Source organism: Collinsella sp. An307 (assembly GCF_002161805.1).
Lineage (GTDB): Bacteria > Actinomycetota > Coriobacteriia > Coriobacteriales > Coriobacteriaceae > Coprousia.
Genome location: NZ_NFIP01000005.1, coordinates 56,615 through 79,551, shown reverse-complemented (window position 1 = coordinate 79,551; position 22,937 = coordinate 56,615). Strand labels below are relative to the sequence as shown.

Here is a 22,937-nt window from a genome sequence, read left to right as displayed (position 1 = left end):
ACCATGCTCACCCAGATCTACTACAACATCCGCATGACGCTGCGCAGCACCGGCGTCGTCATTTGGTGCTTTGCGTTTCCCCTCATCATGGCGACCATCTTCATGACCATGTTCGCTGGCATGCAATCCAACCAAAGCACCCACACCATCAAGCTCGGTGTGGTGGAGGACACCGGCTGGCAGGATGCGACGGGCCTACGTACGCTGCTCGAAGAGCTTGCGTACCCAAGTGACGCAGAAGACGAGGTGCCGCTGCTTGCCCTCACAGGCTATGCGGACCGCGCCGCAGCCGAGGCAGGGGTGCGTGCGGGCGCGGTGGACACGGCGCTTGTTATCGACGCGAATGGCACGGAGCACCTGCTCGTCGCCCCCTCGGACGCGGGTTCCACCGACCAAGCCATCGTCCAAACCATCCTCGACCGCTATCTGCAGGGCGAGGAGCTCGCTGGCGCTCTTGCCAAACACGATCCGGCCGCACGCGCAAACGCCGAAGCCCGCGCCGCACTTGCCGAGAACCTCTCAGGCGAGCAGGCCGCAACCGCCGAGCTCAGCGTACTGCGCGAACCACCGAGTGAGCTCAGCCGCTTCTACTATGCGCTGCTCGGTTACTCGTGCATCATGTGCTCCACCATCGCCCAGACACTCATCGACCGGACGCGCATCGCCGCCACGCCCGAGGGCTCGCGCCGGCAGGTCGGAGCGCTCTCGCCCGCGCGGCAGCTTGCGGCGGCGCTTGTGGCGAGCTGGCTCATCGTTATGACAAGCATGATGCTCGCCGTCGCCTACTTCTACGTTGTCGCAGGGATATCGTTCGGCGGCAGGGTCTGGCTCACGCCCGTGGCGTGCGGCGCGTGCGCCCTTGTCTCATGCGCACTCGGCGCCTTTGTGGGCGCGCTCCCCGGCACGCAAGCGGGTGTCAAAGACGCGCTCATCACCATCGCCACGCTTGCGCTGTCGCTTCCTGCCGGCCTTTTTGGCACGCCTGCACTCGAGGTCGCCAACTGGCTCTCGCAGCACATGCCGCTCGCTCAGCTGCTCAACCCGGCTGTGCAGGCAACCGAGGCCATGCTTTCGCTTACGTTTTACGACTCTCTTGCTCCGTTTGCGTCTGCCTGTGGTGCGCTGCTCGCCATCGCCGCGCTCCTTGGTGCGGGCGCGCTCATCTTCATGAGGAGGCAGCGCTATGTCTGTGCTTAAGATTGCCGTCCGCCTTGTTGCCGAGCATCGCGTGCTCTTTGCCGTCTACGTGCTGCTGTTCTCGGTCGTGGGCAGCTTCGCCGCTGGCAGCCTCGGCCCGGTGAGCACAACCTATGAGGCCGTGCGGCCCGGCGTGGCCATCATCGACCGGGACGAGAGCGCCGTCTCCCGCGCGCTTGCGAGTCACATTGCCGCCGTGAGCGAGCTGGTCGAGATCGAGGACAGCACGCGTGCCCTGCAGGAAGCCGCTGCCAAAAACTACGCGGACTACGTGCTCGTCATTCCCGCGGGCTACGGCGAAGAACTTGTTGCCGCCGCACGCGCCGGCCTCGACGCGCCCGACCTTGAATGCGTAGTGAGCTACACGAGCGCAAACGGCTCGCTTATGGATGAGCGTGTGCGCGGCTACGCGCAGGAGCTCTACGCCATAGCCGCAGCAAGCCCTGCCGCACATGCCGAAGATCTGGTGAAACTCGTCGATGCATCGCAGGATACCGGCGTGGCCGTCGAGATTATCGACACCGAGACACCGGGCCTGCCTGTTACCTATCTGGTGTACTGCCAGTTTGCCCTCTATGCCCTCTTTGGCGGCGTCGCGGCGATCGTGGGTATCGGCCTCGCCGACCTGCGCACACCCGAGGTGCGCCAACGCATCGGCGCCACGCCGGTGCCGAGCGCCGCCTTCGACACGCAGATTGCGGGCGCCATCGCGCTCTGCGGCATTGCCGTGTGGTCCATCAACGCCGTTGTGGGAATTGCGCTCTACGCAGACGAACTTGCCTGCGTACCCGTCGCCCTCACCGCACTCATGCTCGTCATCCTCTTTGCGCTCATGCTCGTGGGTATGGCGTTTGGGTTCCTCATCTGGCAGCTGGGCGTGCGGCGCGAACTTGTGCACGCCATCGCCAATATCTCGGCCATAATCATCTCGTTCTTGGCGGGCACGTGGGTGCCGCTTGCCAACATGAGCGCCGAGGTTCTTGCCGTCGCGCGCTTCGCGCCGGGGCTGTGGGCGGTGAGCGCCATGGAAATGCTCGTGCGGGCTACCAGCGTAACCGGCGAGCTTGTGACATCGGTACTCGGTCACGCGGGCATCGTGGTGCTGTTCGCGCTCGCCATCGCCGCAGCCGGCCTCGCCGTGGGCCGGGCGCGCCGCGCCATCGCCTAGCGCCGGTTTGCCCACCCATCGACGCGTTTCTTCTGCGGTGGCCGCTCCCCCGCAGCGCAGCGGCCCCGGCGGACCTCTGCTAGGATGGATGCATCCGATCCGAAGCAGGAGAGCCATGGCATCATCACACCGCGCACGTTCCCCAAAACACACCTCGCCGCACGCCGGCAGCGCACGGGCCGCCGCGCGCAAGCAAGTGCGCCCGGAGCCCTCCGCGCGCACGAAAGCGCCTACGCTCGACCCTACCGGTCCGACGGCGCTCGGCTTCACCCGGGCGGACTTCCCGCCCACCACGCGCGCCGACATGGATGCGCGCAGCTGGGATGCGTGCGACTTCGTCTACGTGTGCGGCGATGCCTATGTAGACCACCCGAGCTTTGGCGCCGCGATTATCGTGCGGCTCCTCGAGGCGCACGGCTACCATGTGGGCGTGATCGCTCAGCCCGACTGGCGCGACCCTGCGAGCGTGACCGTGCTCGGCGAGCCGCGCCTCGCCTTCCTCGTCTCGGCCGGCAACATGGACTCGATGGTGAACCATTACACCGTTGCCAAGCTCCGCCGCCACACGGATGCCTACACCCCCGGCGGCGCAGCAGGCGCGCGGCCCGACCACGCAGCCGCCGTCTACGGAAACCTCATCCGCCGCACCTACAAGAAGACCCCTATCGTGCTCGGCGGCATCGAGGCGTCGCTTCGCCGTCTCGCGCACTACGACTACTGGTCGGACAAGCTCAAGCGCTCCATCTTGCTCGACTCCGGCGCGGACCTCATCAGCTACGGCATGGGCGAGCACTCCATCGTGGAGATTGCCGACGCGCTCGCGGCAGGCCTTCCCGTAGAGCAGATCACCTACATCGACGGCACGGTCTATCGCACGCGCTCGCTCGACGAAGTCTTCGACTACACGCTCCTACCCAGCTGGGACGAGGTCTCCACCGACAAGCTCGCCTACGCGCGGAGCTTTGCCGTGCAGTACGACAACATGGACCCCATCCGGGGCGGGCGCTTGGTGGAGAGCTATCCGCACGATGTCTACGTGGTGCAAAACCCGCCCGCGAAACCCCTCACCCAAGAGGAGTTCGACGCCGCGTACGACCTCCCCTACACGCGCACCTACCACCCCGACTACGAGGCTGCCGGCGGTGTGCCCGCGCTTGCGGAGGTCAAGATGTCGCTCATCTCGAACCGCGGCTGCTTTGGCGAGTGCTCGTTCTGCGCGCTGACATTCCACCAAGGGCGCATCGTGCAGGCGCGCAGCCACGAGAGTTTGCTGGCGGAGGCGCGAAAGATCACCGCCGAGCCCGACTTCAAGGGCTACATCAACGATGTCGGCGGTCCCACGGCAAATTTCCGCCAGCCCGCGTGCAAAAACCAGCTCAAACATGGCGCCTGCCTGCGGAAACGCTGCCTCTGGCCGCACGTGTGCCGCAGCATGAACGTCGACCACACGGACTACGTCGCGCTCCTGCGCGAACTGCGGGCACTCCCCGGTGTCAAGAAGGTCTTTGTGCGCAGCGGCATCCGCTTTGACTACGCGCTCGCCGACCCGGACGACACGTTCATCCGCGAGCTCTGCGAACACCATGTCTCCGGCCAACTCAAAGTTGCGCCGGAGCATGTCTCTGACGCGGTGCTTTCGGTCATGGGCAAGCCAAGCCGTAAGGTGTACGATCGCTTTGTGGAGAAGTACCGCGCCGTCAACCAAGAACTCGGCAAAGACCAGTACCTCGTCCCCTATCTCATGAGCAGCCACCCGGGCTCGACCATGAAGGAGGCCGTGGAGCTCGCCGAGTATGTGCGCGACATGGGCTACATGCCCGAGCAGGTGCAGGACTTCTACCCCACGCCGTCCACGATGTCGACCTGCATGTACTACACCGGGGTGGACCCGCGCACCATGAAGCCCGTCTACGTGCCGCACTCCGCTCACGAGAAGGCGCTGCAGCGCGCGCTCATTCAGTACCGCAAGCCCGAGAACTACGACCTCGTGCGTGAGGCGCTCGAACGCGCGGGGCGGAGCGACCTTATTGGCTACGGGCCCAAGTGCCTCATCCGCCCCGTACGGCCGCATGGGCAGAAGACGGGAAAGCACGCCGGCAGCAAGCGGCCCGCAGCAGGCAACGGACGCCAACCGAGCGGTGACAGGCACGACAGCGCACTCGGTGCGCACGGGGCCAGCCCCGCGGAGGGCTCGCGGAGTTCACGCGCAAGCAAGCATGCGCAGGGCGGCAAACGCGGGGCCAACACCGCCGGCCGCAACCGCGCAGGGCAGGGTCGCGAGGCAAACCGCGGAGGACACCGGGGCTAAGCCTACTCGGACGGCGTCAAATTCAATCAAAATCGGTGCGGAATCGCCATACGGAACAAGCTCAAGCCGGTTATGGGCATGAAATAACCAGTAGGGACAATAGCCAACAGGAAGGTGACGACAAAAGAGCAGAGAAACAGCCCGCCATCTTTCCAGCTACTCGCCGCGGACGGGGTTTCATGCCCACAATCGACTTGAGTTTTCCGTATTGCTGTTCCTGCAACCTGCCTACAGGCAGCGCTCGGCAATCACTCGTTTGAGTTCGGCGATGCCCGTGCCGTCCTCCGCCGACGTGACGATGATGTCCTCCGCCGGGACGTTAAGCTGCTTGCGGATGGCGGCCGCCTGCTGCACGCGCTTGGGGCGGCTGAGCTTATCTGCCTTGGTGAGGCACACGATGAAGCTGAACTCGTTCTCCTGCAGATACTCAATCATCTGGTGGTCGAGCGCGCTCGGGTCGTGGCGGATATCCACAAGCGAGACCACCAGGTTGAAGCTGCGCTCGCTCTCAAAGAAGTCGCCGATGAGGCGCGCCCAGCGCTCGCGCTCCGCCTTGGAACGGCGCGCGAAACCGTAGCCCGGCAGGTCGATAAAGTGCACGCCATCCGCCTCAAAGAAGTTGATGTTGGCGGTCTTGCCCGGCGTGCTCGAGACCTTGACCAGCCCCTTGCGACCAAAAAGCTTGTTCATGATCGAGGACTTGCCCACGTTCGAGCGCCCTACGAAGCTGACCTCGGGGGCGGTGGACTCGGGAATCTGCGAGACGGCGCCGTAGCTCGCTACAAAGTGCGCAAGCTGATAGTTGATGGAATCTGCCATGGTTCTCCCTATCTGGGGACGGATTCGAAGCGTATCGGGGGACGGGGTTGCTTCGCGCGCTCTTGCCACTCAGCCTTCGCGCGAAAGACCGAGCTTTGCCGCAACGCGGCGGACGATGGCCAAGGTAAGCGAGCTCGCGGTGCGGGCGTACTCGTCGAGGTCAAACTCGCGGTCGCAAAGAGCGTCATACGCCTCGTCGCAGTTGTCGCTGATGGCGCGGAGCACGAGGCAGTCGACCCCGTTCTTGGCGGTGACGTGTGCCACCGCGGCCCCCTCCATCTCCACACAGTCCGCCTGCGTCGCCGCGATGACCTCAGCGCGCATCTCCGCACCCGTGCAGAAGCGGTCGCCGGTAGCGATGGTGCCCCGCAGGTAGCGGCGCGGGTCGGCCGCCTCACCCTCGCGGCGGAAGCGCGCAAAGGGAGAGTCGCCCGCCACCTCCACCGCGGCGTCAAGAGCCTCGCCCGTAAGGTCCGCCGAGACAAAACCCCACGCTCTGAGAGTCTCCTCCGCAACGTCGACGAGGTAGTCGGTCGAGGCGAATTCCTCAAGCCCGGGCGCGGACTCGGCAATGAGCGCCGTATCGGTGTCGAGGTAGCGCAGGCGCTCGCCCACCACGATGTCGCCGATGTGGAGCGCCGGGTTAAGTCCGCCGGCGATTCCGGAGAAGATCACGGCGTTGGCGCCGTAAACGCTGATGAGGTGCTGTGTGGCCGCGGCCACATTTACGGTGCCCATGCCCGCCGTTGTGGCAACGAGGTTGAAACCGTGGTAGGCGCCGCCCACGATCTTGAGGCCGGCCTCCTCGGTGACCGTACCGTTGTCGACCTCGGTATAAATCTGGCGCACCTCTTTTTCGAGCGCGCCGATGATGGCGATGGTTGGCGTCATGGCTCTCCTATCGGTTGGTTTTCTGCCCCTGACAATACCAAAACCGTGCGCGCGGTGCCGCGGCCCCACGGAAGTTCCAGCTCGAGGGTCAAGATAGTCTGTCATCCCTGGCGCGCCGCGCGCATGCCGCGCATCACTGCTGCGCGCAGCTCAGGGATGCGTGCCTTGTCCATCTCGGGCACGCCGTCAAGCGGATAGGTAAGTCCCAGCTTCTCGTACTTCACTACGCCAAGCGTATGGTAGGGCAGCATCTCGAGACCCACAACGTTTTGCCACGGTGCGATTAGGCGCCCCAAGGCCTCACATTCCTCAGGCGTGTCGGTATAACCGGGAACGACCACGTGGCGGATGACCACCGGAATCTTGCGGCGAGCGAGCTCGTCGCCAAACGCCAAGATACGCGCCGGGTCGCGCCCGGTGAGCGCGCGGTGTCCCGCAGGGTCGGCGTGCTTGATGTCGAGTAACACCAGGTCACAGGCATCGAGCACGCGCGCCGTGCGCTCGGGGTGCGCCGGGTCGAAAGCGTACCCGCAGCTATCGAGGCAGGTGTGCACGCGCCCCTCGGATCGGGCGTGCATCGCGGCAAACAAATCCGCCAGAAACTCCGGCTGCAAAAGCGGCTCGCCGCCCGAGACGGTGATGCCGCCGTTCTTGTAGAACTGGCGATTGCTCTCGAACTCCTCCACCAGCTGCTCGACCGTGACCTCGGTACCCGCCGCAGCCCCCGCGTCCCACGTGTCGGGGTTGTGGCAGTACAGGCAGCGCAGGGGGCAGCCCTGCATGAAGACCACGAAGCGAATGCCCGGCCCGTCGACCGTACCCATAGTCTCCACCGAATGGATGCGGCCGCGGGCATACCGCGTCTCGCACGCGTCGCCTTGCGGTGTGAGTTCGATTTGAGCCATACGGCCTCCCTTCTGCGCGGGCGGCGCTGGCGCGACGGCGCCGTGGTGGCGCCGCAGGGGCCGACACCGCTGGACCGGCGCCGTCGTGCTCCCATTGTATCCGGCAGGTTGCCGTCCCGTATCCGACGATTTGCCGACCGGTTTCCATTCAAGGCGCAACGCAGCCGAAAAGAACCCGACACAAACCCTTCCTACGATGAGGCCATCATACCCTCCCGAGAAAGGACCGCCCATGAGCACCGTCACCACCGCCCGCACACGCGCCGCATCGCGCGCCGCAGCGCCCGCATCGCGCCCGCGCACCACAACACCGGCCACCCGCACCGAGACCCCGCTGAACCCCGGCGCGCCCGCGAGCGCCGCGCCCAGCCTCTGGCCCCTCGTCGCCCAGCTCAAGAGCCCGCGCTACCGCTGGGTCGACCTTACCCACACGCTCTCCGCCACGACCCCGCACTGGTTTGGGTTCAAGCCCCTCGCGCGCCGGCTTCTGTTTGACTATCTGCCCGGCACGCCCGACGACATGCTGGCGCCCATGCGCTGCTACGACTACACCGTGGCCTCCCAGTACGGCACGCACGTGGACGCGCCGCGCCACTTCTGGGCCAACGGTCGGGCGCTTGACGCCATCGAGCCCATTGACCTCGTCATGCCCCTTTGCGTTATCGATCGGCACCGAGAATGCGCCGCCGATCCCGACTTCGTCCTCACCGTGGACGACCTCATCGCATGGGAAGCCGCGCACGGGCGCATTCCGGCCGGCGCCTTTGTGGCGTTTCGCTCGGACTGGTCGCGCAAGACCGACCTCGAGAACAAGGATTCCGCCGGAAAACCGCACTATCCCGGCTGGGACCTCGACGCGGTCACGTGGCTTGTCGAGCAGCGCGGCATCGGCGCCATCGGGCACGAACCGGCTGACACCGACCCCGCCTGCGTCACCACGCGCGCGGGCTTTTATCCCTACCCTGCCGAGCGGTACATCCTGGCGCAGGACCGCTTTCAGATCGAGGTCATGAACCATCTGGACATGGTCCCCGAAACCGGGGCGCTCATCGTGTGCGCATTCCCCAAACTGCTCGACGGCGTGGGCTATCCCGCCCGATGCTTTGCCATTTGCCCCGTCGAGGCGTAAGGTGGAGCGAGGCTGTGCCGCTGCGCGGCACCCCGGCCAGCGCGGGCGACGCACGTGGCGGACGACACTGCGTCGCACCTCCTAAGGCAGCCCAAACGTCCCCGCCCCTTCCAGTCGTCGGGGCGGCGGGGCGTCGGGACGCGAGGGCGCTGACGCATCGGGGCGCGGGGGCGCGTCGGGGCGCAAACCATCGGAGCAAGGGAGATTCGCATGCAGATCGAACGCGTGGCCATCGTGGGACGCGGGGCCGTGGGCCTCATGTACGGCAGCATCATGGCAGAGCATCTGGGGACAGACGCCGTGGTCTTTGCCATGGACGACAAGCGCTTCTACCGCCACGCCGGCGAGCAGGTGACGGTGAACGGCGCGCCGCTTGCCGTGCGCACGATTCCCATGAGCGAGGCTGAGTCAGTTGACTTGGTAATTCTTGCAGTTAAAGCGAGTGGTCTCGATGCAGCAATCGAGAGCATGGCGCCGCTGGTGGGGCCGCACACGGTCATCGAGTCGCTGCTCAACGGCATTACGAGTGAGGAGCGCATTGCCGAGCGTTACGGCTGGGAGCATACCGTGCTCGGCATCTGCCAGGGCATGGATGCCGTCTACCTCGACGGCGCGCTCACGTTCTCGCACGCGGGCGAGATTCGCTTTGGTGCCGCGCCGGGCACTGCAGCGGGCGTGGTCGAGGCGCTCGACGACCTCTACACGCGTGCCGGCGTCTCGCATGTGGTGGAGGCGGACCCGCGCCGCCGCATGTGGGTGAAGCTTATGCTAAACGTTGGCATCAATCAGACCTGCATGGCCTATGGCGGCACCTACGGCAGCGCAAGCGAGCCTGATAGCGAGCAGAACCGCTGCTTTATCGCCGCCATGCGTGAGGCGCTCGCCGTCGGACAGGCGGAAGGCGTCGCGATGAACGAGGCCGACCTCACCGAGATGGCGACCCTTATTGCTTCGCTCGATCCCACCGGGATGCCCTCGATGGCGCAGGACCGCATCGCGCGCCGCCGTACCGAGGTCGAGGAGTTCTCGGGCACTATCTGCCGCCTCGCCGCCAAACACGGCATCCTCGTGCCCACCAACGAATGGCTTTACCGGCGCATTCGCGAAATCGAAAGCGGCTGGTAGCGCCAGCCCGCATCGCCGCGCCGTACGGAAGAGACGCCAAACCGCTCAAAGGCGGTGTAGATGTAGACAAAAAACCCGCGAAGTAAGTGGGCCACTTCAAAATCCCCTCAGCGCCGCATGACGCACGCTGTTGTTATCTGGGATTTTGCAGGGATTCTCACGGCTTAGGATGCCGTCTCCTTAGAAGGCCACTTACTTCGCGGGTTTTTAGAAATCCAAGCGCCAAAATACGCAGAGTTGCACGATCGGCTACTCACGCCCCGCACGAGCAGCACGGGCTGCGCGGTCCAAGCGAAAGAGCCAGCCAATCGCGAGCACCACGCCTGCCAGCGCAATCGCGCCGCCCGCATAGCCAATGGCCGAGAGCGTGATGCTAGACACCACCACGCCGCCGATGGCCGTGCCCGTGCCGATACCAAAGTTGAAAAGTCCCGAGTAGATGGCCATCGCCACCGTTGCGTCGTCCTCGGGCGCGGCGTCCATCAGCATCGCCTGCAGCGCGATGTTAAACGCCGTACCGCAGATGCCCCACAAAAGGCAGACCGCCAGCGTGGTTGCAAGCGATGCGGCTGCTGCCTGCAGCGAGAAGAGCATCGCCGTAAAGCCCACGATCATGGTCCCCACAAAGTGATAGCGGTGCCCGTCGAAGAACCGGGCGAAGAGGAAGCTCGCCACAAACCCCGCTGCACCAAACACCGTAAGGAGCAACGTGGTGGTCGCCGCATCGAACCCGCCGATCTGGCCGAGGAAGGGCTCTATGTAGCCGTAGCCCGCGTAGTAGCCGGTGGCAAGGCACATCGTCACCACGTAGAGCGCCACGAGCACGCGGTTGCCCAGAAGCTCGGGCAGTCGGCGCAGGCTAAACGGCTCACCTGCCGGCAACTGCGGGAACACCATAGCCTGATAGACCAAAAGCACGGCGGCGATAACGCCCACGCAGCCAAAGGTCATGCGCCAGCCCAGCGCCAACCCGATGGCGCGACCGAGCGGCATACCCGCCACCGAGGCGATAGAGGTACCCGTAGCAATCATGCTGAGGGCGAGCGCCGCATGGCGGGTCCCAGCGATGCGCGTAGCCATAACCGGTGCAATCGCCCAGAAGACGGCATGTGCGGCAGCCACCAAGAGGCGAGCTATCGTTAGCAGCTCGAAGGTGGGTGCGATGGCCGAGCACGCCTGCCCCGCGACAAAAAGCGCCACCACACCGAGCAGCAGCGGTTTGAACGAGAAACGCGAGGCCGCAACCATGAGCGGAAGCGACAACAGCATAACGCCCCATGCGTAGACCGAAATCATGATGCCGGCCGCCGCCTCGGAAAGCGAGAAGGACTCCGCGATGTTGGTGAGCAACCCCACCGGCATGAACTCGGACGTATTGAAGACAAACGCCAGAAACGTCATGCCTACGAGCGGCAACCACTGCGTCGCGCTCATTCCCTCACGCGAACCCGCGCGCTCAACACTTTGGGCCATCTGCTCCCCCATCAACTACGCCAGCGACCGCCAAAGCCGCCGGTGCGCATCTTTTCCACACAAGGCGACAATCCTAAGGCATTCGCTGCCCTGTGGAGGGACAAATGAAAAACTGTCGAATTGTTTTCATTGAGTTGCATCTATTTTCAAAAACCGGCCGCAGCTGTGAAACCATGGCCGGCAATAGGTTCTGCAAGACAAACTATACTACTGACGGAGCGCTCAAATGAGCCGCTCGCGCATCTTCTTCATCCATGCGCTCCATCAACCACACCTTGATCAGCGCCTGCCGCGACACACCATAACGCTCTGCAAAAGAATCCAGTCGCGCGATTGCCGAGGCGTTCATATCGAGGGCCACACGCCTCGTCGCCGCTTTTCCGGGCTTCTTTAGCGTAGACATATCGGCATAATCAAGGATACTCTCCTCACCCTCATCAAAGACGCGCTCCATCTCTTGTGAGCTGTTAAAGGTTTTCATCGTATGCCCTCTCTTCCTTGGGATGTGAACGCCTCACTGAGATGATTCTTGTTCGCCCCTCACGATAGGTAATGATGGCAGTCCAATGTTTCCCGCGCACCATTCCCACCACCGCAAAGCGCCGCTCCTCTTGATATGAAAGCACCACCTCGATTCGTTCGGGATCGCCGAATAGCTCAAGCGCCTCCGTGAAACTCACTCCATGCTTCTTGTAATTAGCCGCACTCTTTACTGGGTCCCATTCAAACTCCATTCCAAGCTCCTTAATGATATCTCATTTATGTACTGTTTCCGTACTTGTTTATGCATCACTTCCTAACAAAAAAACCGGCCACAGCTCTAAAGCCATGGCCGGTATCCCCCCGCCCGCGCAGGCGGAGGCTGCCCTATGTGAGGATGGTTCTACGGCGCGTTACGCGACGTTACATCGCGTTGTGGAACGTACGGCTGATGACCTCGTCCTGCTGCTCCTTGGTGAGGTTGTGGAAGTTCACCGCGTAGCCGCTCACGCGGATGGTGAGCTGCGGGTACTTCTCGGGGTGAGCCTGCGCGTCGAGCAGCGTGTCACGGTTGAACACGTTGACGTTCAGATGGTGGCCGCCCTTCTCGGTGTAGGCGTCGAGCATCTGGACCAGATTATCGGCCTGAGCCTGAGGCACGTCTTTGACCTGCATGGAAGCTCCTTTCGCGAGCAGCGCTATTTGATAGCGCAATCATAACATTTCTAACACGGGCCGGGGCCGCCGCCCTGCACGAAACGACCCCGTCCCCAAATATGCATTAGCACTCGGCGCAATCCGGGCTCTCAACCAAGAACTCGGCCGTGGAGAAGTCCAGGCTGTCCAGGTCGATGTCGCCAAAGAAGACCTCGTCCTCCTTGCCAAGCGCGCCCGGGATGATCGAGAACGTGTTGGAGATGCCGTCCTGAGCGTCGCGGAAGGGCAGCTTCGATACCGAGGACAGGCTCGCGATGGCGCCGTGCGTGTCACGCTGGTGCATAGGGTTCGCGCCCGGGGCGAACGGCACGCCCTTCTTACGGCCGTCCGGCGTGGCGCCGGTGTTCTTGCCATACACCACGTTGGAGGTGATGGTAAGCACCGACGTGGTGGGGATGGAGTCGCGGTAGGTGTCGTTCATGCGGATGAACTCCATGAACTCGTGCACCACGTCGTGCGCAATCTGGTCCACGCGGTCATCGTCGTTGCCGTACTTGGGGAACTCGCCCTCAATCTCAAAGTCCACGATCACGCCCTGCTCGTCGCGGATGGGGTGCACCTTGGCGTACTTGATGGCAGAGAGCGAGTCGGCCACAACGGAGAGGCCGGCAATGCCTGTGGCAAACCAGCGCTTGACGTGCTTGTCGTGCAGCGCCATCTGGATGGCCTCGTAGCAGTACTTGTCGTGCATGTAGTGGATGATGTTGAGCGCGTTCACGTACACGCCGGCGAGCCAGCGCATCATGTCGCGGAACTTGGCCATGACATCGTCGTAGTCCAAGGTGTCGCCCACCACCGGACGGTAGGCCGGGCCAATCTGCTTCTTGGAGATCTCGTCCACACCGCCATTGAGGGCGTAGAGCAGGCACTTGGCAAGGTTCGCGCGGGCGCCAAAGAACTGCATCTCTTTACCGATGCGCATGGAGGAGACACAGCAGGCGATGGCGTAGTCGTCACCGTGGTAGACGCGCATGACGTCGTCGTTCTCGTACTGAATCGACGAGCTCGCGATGGAGGCCTTGGCGCAGAACTCCTTGAACTTCTGGGGCAGGTTCACCGACCAGAGCACCGTCAGGTTGGGCTCGGGCGAGGTGCCCATGTTCTCGAGCGTGTGGAGGTAGCGGAAGGCGGTCTTGGTGACGAGCGTGCGGCCGTCGACGCCCATGCCACCGATGGACTCGGTCACCCACTGCGGGTCGCCGGAGAACAGGTTCTGGTACTCGGGCGTGCGGGCGAACTTGACCATGCGGAGCTTCATGATGAAGTGGTCGACGAACTCCTGGATCTGCTCCTCGGTGAACGTACCGCGGGCGAGGTCGCGCTCGGCGTAGATGTCGATAAAGGTCGAGGTGCGGCCCATGGACATGGCAGCGCCGTTCTGGTCCTTAACGGAAGCGAGATAGGCAAAGTACGTCCACTGGATGGCCTCCTGAACGTTGGTCGCCGGGCCCGAGATGTCAAAACCATAGAAGTCGGCCATCATCTTGAGCTGCTGGAGCGCACGAATCTGCTCGGTAAGCTCCTCGCGGTCGCGGATGTTTGCCTCGGTCATGACCACAGGCGTGGAGGCCTTCTGGGCCTCCTTGTCCTTGATGAGGAAGTCAACGCCGTAGAGGGCCACGCGGCGGTAGTCGCCGATGATGCGGCCGCGGCCGTAACCGTCGGGCAGGCCCGTGATGACGTGCGACGAGCGGCAGGCGCGCATCTCGGGCGTATAGACATCAAAAACACCGGCGTTATGGGTCTTGCGACGGTAGGTGTAGGTCTCGATCACGTCGGGGTCGATCTGGTAGCCGTGCTGGGCCGCCGCCTGGACCGAGATGCGGATACCGCCGTTGACGTGCAAGGCGCGCTTGAGCGGCTTATCGGTCTGAAGGCCCACGATGGTCTCGCGCTCGGGGTGCGCCGGGTCGATGTAGCCCGCCGGATGCGCCACGATGCCCGTGACCGTCTTGGTGTCCATGTCGAGCACGCCACCCTGCTCGCGCTCCTTGGTGAGCAGCGCCATGACGTCACGCCACAGGTCGGTGGTGCGCTGAGTGGGTCCCGCGAGGAACGACTCGTCGCCTTCATAGGGGGTGTAGTTGCGCTGGATGAAGTCGCGCACGTCGACCTCGCCCATCCAGGTACCGGGCTTGAAGCCCTCCCAGGCCTGCTGCATGAAACCACGCTCCTTATTGTTTGACCGGGGCCTCCGGTGCAAACGGGTCGTCCCGACGCGCTTGGGTACCGTACCGGGCAATCGCCTTTGGCCCAGACCAAAGCTAATGTGCGTTCCCGAACACAGTTTCCGCAGCTCATCGGGAGTTTAATCTAGGGCGCTAGCATATCATAGGGACCCCATGCCTCGGGCCTCCGTCTGCCGATTATTAGAGGTTCACAAGTTACCTACAGCTAACTACACGTTTGGGAGCGGACTGTCGTACAAGATGGTCATCCACGTGGCGGCGCGGAGGCCGTTCACCGACGCACTTGTCGGCGAACGGTAGTTGACGTGAGACCAATGTGATATCACAATGCAATCAATGAACGGAAAGGGAGCGTTCGTTCGGGGAGCACCCCCCCCCCGCCACAAACCAGGGGAAGCGCCATCGGGATAGAACCTCCCCGCGGCGCGCGAGCCGCATCGTGCGGCTGACATCGAGAAAGGAACTCTCATGAGTACCGAGAAGAAGATCAAAGCTGCGTCCGGCTGGGGCATGCTCGCGCTGAGCCTCGTTGGAACCGTGGTCGTTATCGCCCTGTTCGTCGGCGGCATCGTGCTCGCCGTCGCCACAGAGGATTCCGGCGAGTCCGCCACGCTCCCGGTCATCATGGTCATCGCAAGCGTCGTCCTCTTCATCGCTTGGTGCATCCTCGTCTCCGGCTTCTTCACGCTGCAGCCGGGCCAGGCGCGCGTCTGTATCCTCTTCGGCGACTACAAGGGCACCGTCCGCGACGAGGGCTTCCGCTGGGCGAACCCCTTCTACAGCCGCTCCATGGGCTCCGACGGCACCGCCGAGAACGCCACAGCCGAGGTCATCAGCAAGTCCGGACTCTCACTCGGCAAGCAGATTGAGACGGCCACCAAGGCGACCAAGGCCCTCTCCACCAAGGTTTCTGTCCGCGCGCGCACGCTGAACGGCGAGATCCTGAAGGTCAACGACAAGATGGGCAACCCCATCGAGATCGCCAACGTCGTGGTGTGGCACGTGGCCGACACCGCCAAGGCCCTCTTCGACGTGGATAACTACGAGCAGTTCGTGGCCACGCAAGCCGAGACGGCGCTTCGCCACGTGGCGAGCATCTACGCCTACGACCACGCCGAGGACTCGAGCGACTCCATGGACTCCATCACGCTGCGCTCCAATATTGAGGAGGTCTCCACGGCGCTCAAGCACGAGCTCACGCAGCGCCTCTCGCCCGCCGGCGTGGCCGTGGACGACGCGCGCCTCACGCACCTTGCCTACGCGCCCGAGATTGCCCAGGCGATGCTTCGCCGTCAGCAGGCAGAAGCCGTGATCGCCGCCCGCAAGAAGATTGTCGAGGGTGCCGTCACCATGGTCGAGATGGCCGTCGACGAGCTCGGCCAGCACGGCAAGATCGACCTCGACGAGGAGCGCAAGGCGCAGATGGCCTCGAACCTCATGGTCGTCCTTTGCGGCGAGTCCGAGGCGAAGCCCATCGTGAACGCTGGCTCGCTCTATTAACGCACCTGCGTCCGCCGGGAAGTTCCCACGCGCGCGTCCTCGGCCTTCGGCCTGCGGAATGCGCGCTTAGGGAACATCCCGGCGGACGACGCGAGCTTATAGAGGCTCGCAATGAGAACTATTTTGCGCATTCCTATGTAGGCAGTTGGTTGGTATGGCCCGTAAGCAGTATCCCCTTCGCATAGACCCCGCTATCTGGGAGGCGGTGCAACGCTGGGCCGATGACGAGATGCGCAGCGCCAACGGTCAGGTGGAGTGGATATTGCGCGATGCGCTCAAGCGTGCCGGGCGCCTGCCCAAAAAGCGGGGCGAAGAGCACGGGTCGGACGATGACCAATCGTAGCGACCACCTTTCCGCTCTCTCCCACTACTCCCGCAAGAAACACAACCCACAATCACATACCTTTCGGAGGAACCATGTCCATCCCCAACCGCACCCCGATTCTCGAGGTCGCCCATTACGAGAAGCGCTACGGCAAGAAACTCGCCGTACGTGACCTGTCGCTCACCGTCGAGGCCGGCGACATCTACGGCTTCATTGGCCACAACGGCGCCGGCAAGACAACGCTCATTCGCTCCATCGCCGGTGTCCAGCCCGTCGATGCCGGCACGATCCGCGTCTGCGGCGTCGACGTATCGGCTGACCCCGTCGCGGCAAAGCGCCAGATCGCCTACGTGCCGGATAACCCCGACATCTACGATTTCATGACGGGCATCCAGTACCTCACCTACATCGCCGACATTTTTGAGGTGCCCGCCGACGCACGCACGGCACGCATCGCCGAGCTCGCCGAGCGTCTGGAGATTGCCCAGGACCTCGGCAACCAGATCAGCGGCTACTCGCACGGCATGCGCCAGAAGCTCGTCCTCATAGGCGCGCTGATTCACGCCCCCAAGCTGCTTCTGCTTGACGAGCCCTTCGTGGGCCTCGACCCGCTGGCCTCCCACGAGCTCAAAACCATCCTGCACGAACTTGCCGCCTCCGGTGGGGCAGTCTTCTTCTCCTCCCATGTTCTCGAGGTGGTCGAGAAGCTCTGCAACAAGGTCGCCATCATTCGTAAGGGCGAACTGGTGACTTCCGGCACTACCGACGAGGTGCGCGGCGACGATTCTCTTGAGGACGTGTTCCTCGAGCTCACCGATGTTGACAAGCCCGAGTCGCCCGCGCAGAGCAACCTCGGCTAGGAGGGCAGCATGCGCACCTTTCTCATCCTCATACGCGTCCAGCTCTTAGCGCTGCTCCACAGCCTCGCCCCGCGCACGCGCTCAGGACGCAGCGGCGGCTGCCTGATCATCGGGAGCTATGTGCTACTTTGCCTTCTCGGCGTGTTCTACCTCGCGCTTACCGGCGTCTCACTCATGTCCCTTGGACTCGCCGACGCCATTCCCGCCTTCGCGGTCGTTATGGGTGCCGTTGGCGGCGTGGTGTTCACGTTCCTCAAGGCAAACGGCACGCTCTTTGGCCTCACCGATTTTGACCTTGTGATGTCGCTTCCCATTTCGCGCCGGACCGTCGTTGCCTCGCGCGTTGCCGCGCTCTACGCAAGCGCCATCTTCTTGGGTCTTGTGCTCGGCGGCCCAATGTGGGCTATCTACCTCTTACTGGTTAACTCCACACCTATGGCTGTGGTGAGCTGCCTCATAAGCCTGCTGCTCGCGCCCGCGATTCCCACGGCCATCGCGATATTCGCGGCCTTTGGCGTGGCTGCCCTCGCGTCGCGCTTCCGCCATGCGAACCTCGCCTATATCATCATCTCGCTCGTCGCTTTCGCGGCGCTGTTCATCGGGGTCTACGGATTTTCGTTCTCGAGCAACATGAGCGGCCATGAGGCAACCATGCAGCAGCTCGAGAGCGGCCTTGCCCTTGCAAGCGACCTCATCGGCATTGCTTGGCCGCCCGCCCGCTGGATCGCACTCGCCTGCACCAAGGGGAGCCTCGTTGCGCTCGTTGCATTTGTTGCCGCATCGATTGCTGTACCCGCCCTCGCCCTCGAGGTCATGCAGCGCTTCTACCTCAACATCAATGCAGCACTTTCTGCCAGCGTGCACAGGCGCGCACTCTCCGGCAGCGAACTTCGCCGTCGCAGCGGCGAGCATACCGCACCGTTTGCCGCGCTTATGCGCAAAGAACTCCAGACCCTCCTCGGCATACCTTCCTATGCGTTCAATTGCTTATTTGGCTACCTCCTCATGCTCATCATCGCCGTGGCCCTAAGCGTGGTGGGGCTCGAGGACTTCCTTGCGTCAGGCGCGCTCAACGGCATCGAAATGGATGCAGCGACCTACCGCGAAGCCGCAAGCGGCATCGCCAACGCACTGCCGTGGGTCTTTGTGTTCTGTGCCATCGCAAGCCCAAGCGCCGCTTGCTCGGTGTCCATGGAGGGCAAGGCGGCGTGGATCTGTGCGAGCGCACCACTTCCTATGCGCACGATCCTCGGCGCCAAACTTGCCGCCAACGCAGTGCCTATGGGAGTGACGCTTCTTGTCTCTGCGCTCATTCTGTTGGTGACCGGCCAGGTCGATTTCCTCCACGCCGTCTCGATTCTGGTCACCGCCTTTGGCCTGTTCTACGCTATGGTGAACGTCGGCCTTGGCATCGATGCACGGGAACCCAACTTCTCCTGGACCTCTCCCAACGAGGTCGTCAAGCGCAGCAAGCCTATCAACGTAACCGTTATTGGCGGCATGGTGCTCAGCTTTACCGGGCTCTTTGGCGCACCCGCGCTGTCGCTTACCGTCGCGCCTGCCGCAGGCCTCGCCCTCAACCTCGTAGCAGGCATCATCGGAATCGTTGCAGGGCATCTGCGGTTCACGCGCACCTGCAAAGACGCGCGGCTCTACACCAACTAGACCATAGATGTGCCTAGAGACGCCAAGGGCGCCGCTTACCCTGCGGCGCCCTTTTGCTGTCTAGATATCATCCGTCGCGCTCAATGCACACGATAGGCGCTCCAAATGAGCCACATCACACCTGCTGCCGCGGCCCAACCCGCCAGGGGCATCAAGATATCGGTCGCAACGGCAACAGCAATCCCCCAATCAAGCTCAGGAAGCATGAGACGCCTCCTCGGCAATCGCATCGGTCGCATCCTGACCCTCCGGAGGCACAAGTTTCTCTTGGGCGGCCGCGGGAATCTCGTCCCATGCGACCTCCTCCCACGAGGAGACGCCACGGAGTGCAAGCGTTTCCAAACGCAGGTAGGCACCTTCGCGAAGCTCGCGGCTCGTGTCAAACCCAAGGGTCTCCGTAGCTCCCTCAGCGCTCACCGCCGGCAAATCGTAGTGATAGTCAAAGCCATTGTTGTTTTCGTCCGCTGTGGTCAGCTTCTCGTTGTCCACCTGCGCATACCACGCATCGGAAGAAATGAATACTTTCTCGTAGCCCCACCCGGCTGCAACCGCTGCCAGCACAAGCGCGGCAGCGATTGCCAGCACCTTCAAACCGCGCGCAACGTATCGATTCATAGCAATCCCACCTTTCAGAGCTCGTCCATTCCTCGTATATGACTTTTCAGCGCCTCAGGAACAACCAATTCGTCGTTGCCTCGCGCCAGCCTGGTCATTGAAGCGCTTAGAATAATGATTCAGGGGCCTAAACAGAGGGGTTTGGCTTGAAAATCAGCTTTCTCGCCGTACCTGACGACCTTTCAGTCTCGACTCCTTTCCGCTGCCACCTCTTCTAGCTGGGGTTTTATCTAGACGGCCAAAACACGGCCCAGCGCTCGCCCGCCCAAAAAATTATTTGAAGCGTTTCATTGACCAAGACCCCGCAAAACGGCTGCCAAACCATCCCATACGAACGGTTCTAAGCTTCTTTTTTCCGCAGACAGAAGCGGCCGTGCCCCGCAAACGCGCCCGGGAACAGGGCACGGCCCGTTATCTTGCAACACCCTACTCAGATGCGCGCACCCTCACAAAGTCGCGCACCATGCCCTTGCTCATGAGATAGGTCACGCAGAAGTACCCGCCGTAACCGACCACAAAGATCAGGCCCGTGATGCCCACCGTGCCCTCGATGGTGAGTCCGCCAAAGAGCGCCACGAGCTTGATGATCACACTGAGCGCCACGATAGAATGAGCGACACCCATAAGCAGCGGGAACAGGAAGAAGACCGTCTGCTGCGCCAGCACGGAATGGGAAATCTCCTTCGTAGAGGTGCCGAGCTCTGCCAAGATTCGGTAGTTTGCCCCAGCGTCCGCCACGCCCGAGAGCTGCTGGATGGTGAGAATCGCCGCACAAGCCACCACGAGCACAAAGCCAATGTAGATGGCGAGGTAGCTGATGAGGCCGTTCATGGTATCGGTGCTCTCGTACGTGTTGGTACGCGTCGCCTCGGTGCCCCAGCCGGCAATGCTCTCACCCGCGTCGTTCGTCACGTCGCTGTACGTCCGGTGTGCCCCCACGTAGGCGTCACCTTCTTCGGTCGAGACACCGTTGGCGTAGTTCACCATGAGGTAGCTGTAGTACGGAGGCAGATCGAGTGCGGCCACCAGGTCGTCCGGCAGCACAATGGTGCCGGAATTCATGCCCATCATGGCGTTCTGGAAGGTGCTTGCATCCTCGGGCACGCGGTCCTGCGCAGGCGTGAGCGTGCGCCCGTCGATTTGGAGCTCCACCCCCTGGCCGAGCACCTTGTTGTAGATGTCGTTCACCGTAGCGCCCATATCGGAGAGGATCGTGTAGCCGCCCTCGCCGAGCTCGATCGGCTCCATTCCGCGGAACCGCAGGTAGTCGTTGTAGTTGCTCTCGGTCATGACGAGAAGGCCCAAGCTGCTCTCGCTGGACGTGTCCACTCCGGCGGGAAGCGGCATGTCGACCGCGCGGCACAGGTCGCCGAGCGTCACGACCGGGCGGTCGGCACCGCGCGGCGTGGAGTCGTACCCATCCACCTGGATGTAGTCGCCCGCCACCGACGCAAGGTCGAAGGGCTGCTCGGCGGGTGCGCCCTGTGCGATCTCATCGCTTGTGGCCGTGATGACGTCGTGTGCGCTCTCCTCCATCACATCTACCGGCGCGTCCGCCACCGCATAGCGCACCGCCCCGGTGCGCCCGACCACCGCCTCGGCATCGCTCGCGGCGCCGCCTTCCTGCGCGGATGCGCTCACCGCTTCCGCAGCGTTCATCTCGTCCACCACGGCGGGGCCAAAGTACACAAGGCAGCGCGTGTAGTCCACGGGCGTGCCACGCTCGACGGTGTTGTTCATCGTGTCGGCGAGGGACATGCCCGTCGTTACCGAGGTAATGGCCAAAAAGAGAATCATCGCGATCACGGCCATCGAGAAGGACACGGTGTTCACCTTGGCGGCAAGCTGGCGCATCGTCACCATGTTGAGGCCACGCCAATACAGACCACGCGCGCTCTGCAGCGCTTTGAGAAGAAAGCCCGAAAGACCAAAGAAGAAGAGGATCGTACCCGCCACCACAATGAGCGTAGTGACAAGAAACGCGCTCATAGCCTCGGGCTGACCGTCGTAGGGCAGCCCATCGTGCAGCAGGCGCACGTACGCGACAATGATCGCCGCAAGGCCCACAAGAAAGACCGCTGCAGATATCCAGGGGTTGCGCGTCTTTACTGTCTCGTTTTGGCGGCTCGCGCTCATGAGGTCGATGATGCGAGCGCGGCCAACCACGCGCAGGTTGAAGATGAGCGTGACCAAGAAGATGGCGACAAGACAGCCCACCGTGGTCACAAACGCACCGAGCGAGAAGAAGAAGTGGAAGTCGGCGATCTGCGTCTTAAAGAGCGACGCCGTAAAGAACACCATAAGCTGAGAGAGGGCAAGGCCGAGCAAAAGCCCCAGTACGAGCGCCGCCCCCGAGACAAACAGCGTCTCGAGCGCCATGATGGCAGACACTTGTCCGCGCCCCATGCCGAGCACCTGGTAGAGGCCGAACTCCTTCTTGCGCCGCTTCATGATGAAGTTGTTGGCGTAGACCATAAGAAAGCCCATAACGAGGGCGAGGAACACCGTGAGACCGGAGATGACGCTGCCGAGCAGCTCGCCCACACCGTTGTTTTGCGCCGAAACACCTGCGATATCCACCTGCACCGAGATGGTGTTGAACGCGTAGAACACCGTGACGGCGAGCGTCAAGGTAAGCAGGTAGACCAGATAATCTTTACCCGCGCGCCGCACGTTGCCAAAGGCGATTTTACAGAGCATCGGAACCCTCACCGCCCATCATCGCCACGACCTCCATGATGCGCTCGAAAAACGCCTGACGCGTGGAGCCGCCGCGACGAAGCTCGGTAAAGATCTTGCCGTCGCGAATGAAGAGCACGCGATGCGTGTAGCTCGCGGCAAAGCTGTCATGCGTCACCATGAGCACCGTTGCGCGCAGGCGCTCGTTCATGGTCTCGAAGCTCTCAAGAAGCAGGCGCGCGTTTTTTGAGTCGAGGGCACCGGTGGGCTCGTCCGCCATGATGAGGGCGGGATCAGTCACGAGCGCTCGCGCCGCGGCAACGCGCTGCTGCTGGCCGCCCGACATCTGATAGGGATACTTCTCCAGAATCTCGCGGATGCCGAGGCGCTGGGCCATCTCGTCCACGCGGCGCAGTACCTCGCGCGCGGGCACATGGCTGATGGTGAGCGGCAGCGCGATGTTCTCGCGCGCGGTCAGCGTATCGAGCAGATTGGAATCCTGAAAGATGAAGCCGAGCTGCTCGCGACGGAAGCGCGCGAGCTTGCCGCTCTTCATGCGGGTCACATCGGTACCGTCGATAAGCACCTGGCCCGACGTGACGGCGTCGATGGTCGAGACGCAGTTGAGCAGCGTCGACTTGCCGGAGCCCGAGGCGCCCATGATGCCCACAAACTCGCCGCGGGAAACGGTAAACGAGATGTCGTTCAGCGCACGCGTGACGTTTTGGCGGTTGCCGTAGACCTTCTCTACATGGCGCACCTCGAGCACCGGCGCCGACGTTGCCTGCGCAGGGGTTTGGGGGAGCTTGCTAAGGTCAGCCCGCGCCGGGCTCGAGGTCATAGTTGCCGGAAGCATAGCGGTCCTTTCTCGATAAGAGATACGGTACAAGTT

20 protein-coding genes are annotated in these 22,937 nt (G+C 63.0%); 9 read left to right on the top strand and 11 right to left on the bottom strand.

The window, feature by feature from the left end:
• Window positions 1–3 precede the first annotated feature (3 nt).
• The 3 genes from B5F89_RS05460 (at window position 4) to B5F89_RS05450 (ending at window position 4,673) form a co-directional block, all read left to right on the top strand.
• A complete protein-coding gene (locus B5F89_RS05460; protein ID WP_087430789.1) occupies window positions 4–1,197 on the top strand; it encodes an ABC transporter permease in 1,194 nt (397 codons plus the stop codon).
• Window positions 1,184–2,365 (top strand): ABC transporter permease, encoded by a 1,182-nt coding sequence (locus B5F89_RS05455; protein WP_087430788.1) that lies wholly within the window; start codon window positions 1,184–1,186, stop codon window positions 2,363–2,365. The genes B5F89_RS05460 and B5F89_RS05455 overlap by 14 nt, the downstream gene beginning before the upstream one ends.
• A 115-nt stretch (window positions 2,366–2,480) precedes the next feature.
• Window positions 2,481–4,673, top strand: a complete 2,193-nt coding sequence (locus B5F89_RS05450; protein WP_087430787.1) for a YgiQ family radical SAM protein — start codon at window positions 2,481–2,483, stop codon at window positions 4,671–4,673.
• Between the two features lie 228 nt (window positions 4,674–4,901).
• On the opposite strand, the gene yihA is transcribed toward B5F89_RS05450, so the two are convergent.
• From yihA to pflA, 3 genes are all read right to left on the bottom strand, one after another.
• Window positions 4,902–5,492: a ribosome biogenesis GTP-binding protein YihA/YsxC gene (yihA, locus tag B5F89_RS05445; protein WP_087430786.1), complete on the bottom strand. Its 591-nt coding sequence runs from the start codon at window positions 5,490–5,492 to the stop codon at window positions 4,902–4,904.
• 69 nt (window positions 5,493–5,561) lie between these two features.
• The gene (locus B5F89_RS05440; RefSeq protein WP_087430785.1) at window positions 5,562–6,383 is read right to left on the bottom strand and encodes a 5'-methylthioadenosine/S-adenosylhomocysteine nucleosidase; all 822 of its coding nucleotides are present in this window, start codon (window positions 6,381–6,383) and stop codon (window positions 5,562–5,564) included.
• 101 nt (window positions 6,384–6,484) lie between these two features.
• Entirely contained in the window at window positions 6,485–7,288 is an 804-nt protein-coding gene (gene pflA, locus B5F89_RS05435) for a pyruvate formate-lyase-activating protein (protein ID WP_087430784.1), read from the bottom strand.
• Between the two features lie 232 nt (window positions 7,289–7,520).
• Here pflA and B5F89_RS05430 point away from each other — a divergent pair, with 232 nt between their 5' ends.
• Both B5F89_RS05430 and B5F89_RS05425 read left to right on the top strand, forming a co-directional pair.
• On the top strand, window positions 7,521–8,417 hold the full coding sequence (locus B5F89_RS05430; RefSeq protein WP_087430783.1) for a cyclase family protein: 897 nt from the start codon (window positions 7,521–7,523) through the stop codon (window positions 8,415–8,417).
• A 210-nt stretch (window positions 8,418–8,627) separates the two neighbouring features.
• Window positions 8,628–9,542: a ketopantoate reductase family protein gene (locus tag B5F89_RS05425; protein WP_087430782.1), complete on the top strand. Its 915-nt coding sequence runs from the start codon at window positions 8,628–8,630 to the stop codon at window positions 9,540–9,542.
• Between the two features lie 249 nt (window positions 9,543–9,791).
• Here the strand turns inward: B5F89_RS05425 and B5F89_RS05420 are convergent, their stop codons facing one another.
• From B5F89_RS05420 to pflB, 5 genes are all read right to left on the bottom strand, one after another.
• A complete protein-coding gene (locus B5F89_RS05420) occupies window positions 9,792–11,015 on the bottom strand; it encodes an MFS transporter (RefSeq protein ID WP_087430781.1) in 1,224 nt (407 codons plus the stop codon).
• Window positions 11,016–11,217: 202 nt separating this feature from the next.
• Window positions 11,218–11,496, bottom strand: coding sequence for a hypothetical protein (locus tag B5F89_RS05415; protein WP_087430780.1), 279 nt, complete (start codon window positions 11,494–11,496; stop codon window positions 11,218–11,220).
• Window positions 11,483–11,749 carry a BrnT family toxin gene (locus tag B5F89_RS05410; RefSeq protein WP_087430779.1) on the bottom strand — a complete coding sequence of 89 codons (267 nt, stop codon included), beginning with the start codon at window positions 11,747–11,749 and terminating at the stop codon, window positions 11,483–11,485. The genes B5F89_RS05415 and B5F89_RS05410 overlap by 14 nt, the downstream gene beginning before the upstream one ends.
• Window positions 11,750–11,918: 169 nt before the next feature.
• Window positions 11,919–12,170, bottom strand: a complete 252-nt coding sequence (grcA3, locus tag B5F89_RS05405) for an autonomous glycyl radical cofactor GrcA3 (RefSeq protein ID WP_087430778.1) — start codon at window positions 12,168–12,170, stop codon at window positions 11,919–11,921.
• Window positions 12,171–12,276: 106 nt separating this feature from the next.
• A complete protein-coding gene (pflB, locus tag B5F89_RS05400) occupies window positions 12,277–14,373 on the bottom strand; it encodes a formate C-acetyltransferase (RefSeq protein WP_087430777.1) in 2,097 nt (698 codons plus the stop codon).
• A gap of 496 nt (window positions 14,374–14,869) precedes the next feature.
• Between pflB and B5F89_RS05395 the strand changes: the two genes are divergently transcribed.
• The 4 genes from B5F89_RS05395 to B5F89_RS05380 all read left to right on the top strand — a co-directional run bounded on the left by B5F89_RS05395 (window position 14,870) and on the right by B5F89_RS05380 (window position 18,751).
• Window positions 14,870–15,901 (top strand): SPFH domain-containing protein, encoded by a 1,032-nt coding sequence (locus tag B5F89_RS05395; RefSeq protein WP_087430776.1) that lies wholly within the window; start codon window positions 14,870–14,872, stop codon window positions 15,899–15,901.
• A 154-nt stretch (window positions 15,902–16,055) separates the two neighbouring features.
• Complete coding sequence (locus B5F89_RS05390; RefSeq protein ID WP_087430775.1) at window positions 16,056–16,244, top strand: Arc family DNA binding domain-containing protein; 189 nt, start codon at window positions 16,056–16,058, stop codon at window positions 16,242–16,244.
• A 74-nt stretch (window positions 16,245–16,318) separates the two neighbouring features.
• The gene (locus tag B5F89_RS05385; protein WP_087430774.1) at window positions 16,319–17,086 is read left to right on the top strand and encodes an ABC transporter ATP-binding protein; all 768 of its coding nucleotides are present in this window, start codon (window positions 16,319–16,321) and stop codon (window positions 17,084–17,086) included.
• Window positions 17,087–17,095: 9 nt separating this feature from the next.
• Complete coding sequence (locus tag B5F89_RS05380) at window positions 17,096–18,751, top strand: hypothetical protein (protein WP_087430773.1); 1,656 nt, start codon at window positions 17,096–17,098, stop codon at window positions 18,749–18,751.
• Window positions 18,752–18,946: 195 nt separating this feature from the next.
• On the opposite strand, the gene B5F89_RS05375 is transcribed toward B5F89_RS05380, so the two are convergent.
• The 3 genes from B5F89_RS05375 to B5F89_RS05365 form a co-directional block, all read right to left on the bottom strand.
• Window positions 18,947–19,366, bottom strand: a complete 420-nt coding sequence (locus B5F89_RS05375; RefSeq protein WP_087430772.1) for a YxeA family protein — start codon at window positions 19,364–19,366, stop codon at window positions 18,947–18,949.
• Between the two features lie 426 nt (window positions 19,367–19,792).
• Window positions 19,793–22,066 (bottom strand): FtsX-like permease family protein, encoded by a 2,274-nt coding sequence (locus tag B5F89_RS05370; RefSeq protein ID WP_087430771.1) that lies wholly within the window; start codon window positions 22,064–22,066, stop codon window positions 19,793–19,795.
• Window positions 22,056–22,886 (bottom strand): ABC transporter ATP-binding protein, encoded by an 831-nt coding sequence (locus B5F89_RS05365; protein ID WP_087430881.1) that lies wholly within the window; start codon window positions 22,884–22,886, stop codon window positions 22,056–22,058. The genes B5F89_RS05370 and B5F89_RS05365 overlap by 11 nt, the downstream gene beginning before the upstream one ends.
• Window positions 22,887–22,937: the final 51 nt, after the last annotated feature.

Bases quoted from the DNA above. Each gene is read 5' to 3' on its own strand.
- B5F89_RS05460 (WP_087430789.1), top strand. From the start codon at position 4: ATGCTCACCCAGATCTACTACAACATCCGCATGACGCTGCGCAGCACC.
- B5F89_RS05455 (WP_087430788.1), top strand. From the start codon at position 1,184: ATGTCTGTGCTTAAGATTGCCGTCCGCCTTGTTGCCGAGCATCGCGTG.
- B5F89_RS05450 (WP_087430787.1), top strand. From the start codon at position 2,481: ATGGCATCATCACACCGCGCACGTTCCCCAAAACACACCTCGCCGCAC.
- yihA (WP_087430786.1), bottom strand. From the start codon at position 5,492: ATGGCAGATTCCATCAACTATCAGCTTGCGCACTTTGTAGCGAGCTAC.
- B5F89_RS05440 (WP_087430785.1), bottom strand. From the start codon at position 6,383: ATGACGCCAACCATCGCCATCATCGGCGCGCTCGAAAAAGAGGTGCGC.
- pflA (WP_087430784.1), bottom strand. From the start codon at position 7,288: ATGGCTCAAATCGAACTCACACCGCAAGGCGACGCGTGCGAGACGCGG.
- B5F89_RS05430 (WP_087430783.1), top strand. From the start codon at position 7,521: ATGAGCACCGTCACCACCGCCCGCACACGCGCCGCATCGCGCGCCGCA.
- B5F89_RS05425 (WP_087430782.1), top strand. From the start codon at position 8,628: ATGCAGATCGAACGCGTGGCCATCGTGGGACGCGGGGCCGTGGGCCTC.
- B5F89_RS05420 (WP_087430781.1), bottom strand. From the start codon at position 11,015: ATGGCCCAAAGTGTTGAGCGCGCGGGTTCGCGTGAGGGAATGAGCGCG.
- B5F89_RS05415 (WP_087430780.1), bottom strand. From the start codon at position 11,496: ATGAAAACCTTTAACAGCTCACAAGAGATGGAGCGCGTCTTTGATGAG.
- B5F89_RS05410 (WP_087430779.1), bottom strand. From the start codon at position 11,749: ATGGAGTTTGAATGGGACCCAGTAAAGAGTGCGGCTAATTACAAGAAG.
- grcA3 (WP_087430778.1), bottom strand. From the start codon at position 12,170: ATGCAGGTCAAAGACGTGCCTCAGGCTCAGGCCGATAATCTGGTCCAG.
- pflB (WP_087430777.1), bottom strand. From the start codon at position 14,373: ATGCAGCAGGCCTGGGAGGGCTTCAAGCCCGGTACCTGGATGGGCGAG.
- B5F89_RS05395 (WP_087430776.1), top strand. From the start codon at position 14,870: ATGAGTACCGAGAAGAAGATCAAAGCTGCGTCCGGCTGGGGCATGCTC.
- B5F89_RS05390 (WP_087430775.1), top strand. From the start codon at position 16,056: ATGGCCCGTAAGCAGTATCCCCTTCGCATAGACCCCGCTATCTGGGAG.
- B5F89_RS05385 (WP_087430774.1), top strand. From the start codon at position 16,319: ATGTCCATCCCCAACCGCACCCCGATTCTCGAGGTCGCCCATTACGAG.
- B5F89_RS05380 (WP_087430773.1), top strand. From the start codon at position 17,096: ATGCGCACCTTTCTCATCCTCATACGCGTCCAGCTCTTAGCGCTGCTC.
- B5F89_RS05375 (WP_087430772.1), bottom strand. From the start codon at position 19,366: ATGAATCGATACGTTGCGCGCGGTTTGAAGGTGCTGGCAATCGCTGCC.
- B5F89_RS05370 (WP_087430771.1), bottom strand. From the start codon at position 22,066: ATGCTCTGTAAAATCGCCTTTGGCAACGTGCGGCGCGCGGGTAAAGAT.
- B5F89_RS05365 (WP_087430881.1), bottom strand. From the start codon at position 22,886: ATGACCTCGAGCCCGGCGCGGGCTGACCTTAGCAAGCTCCCCCAAACC.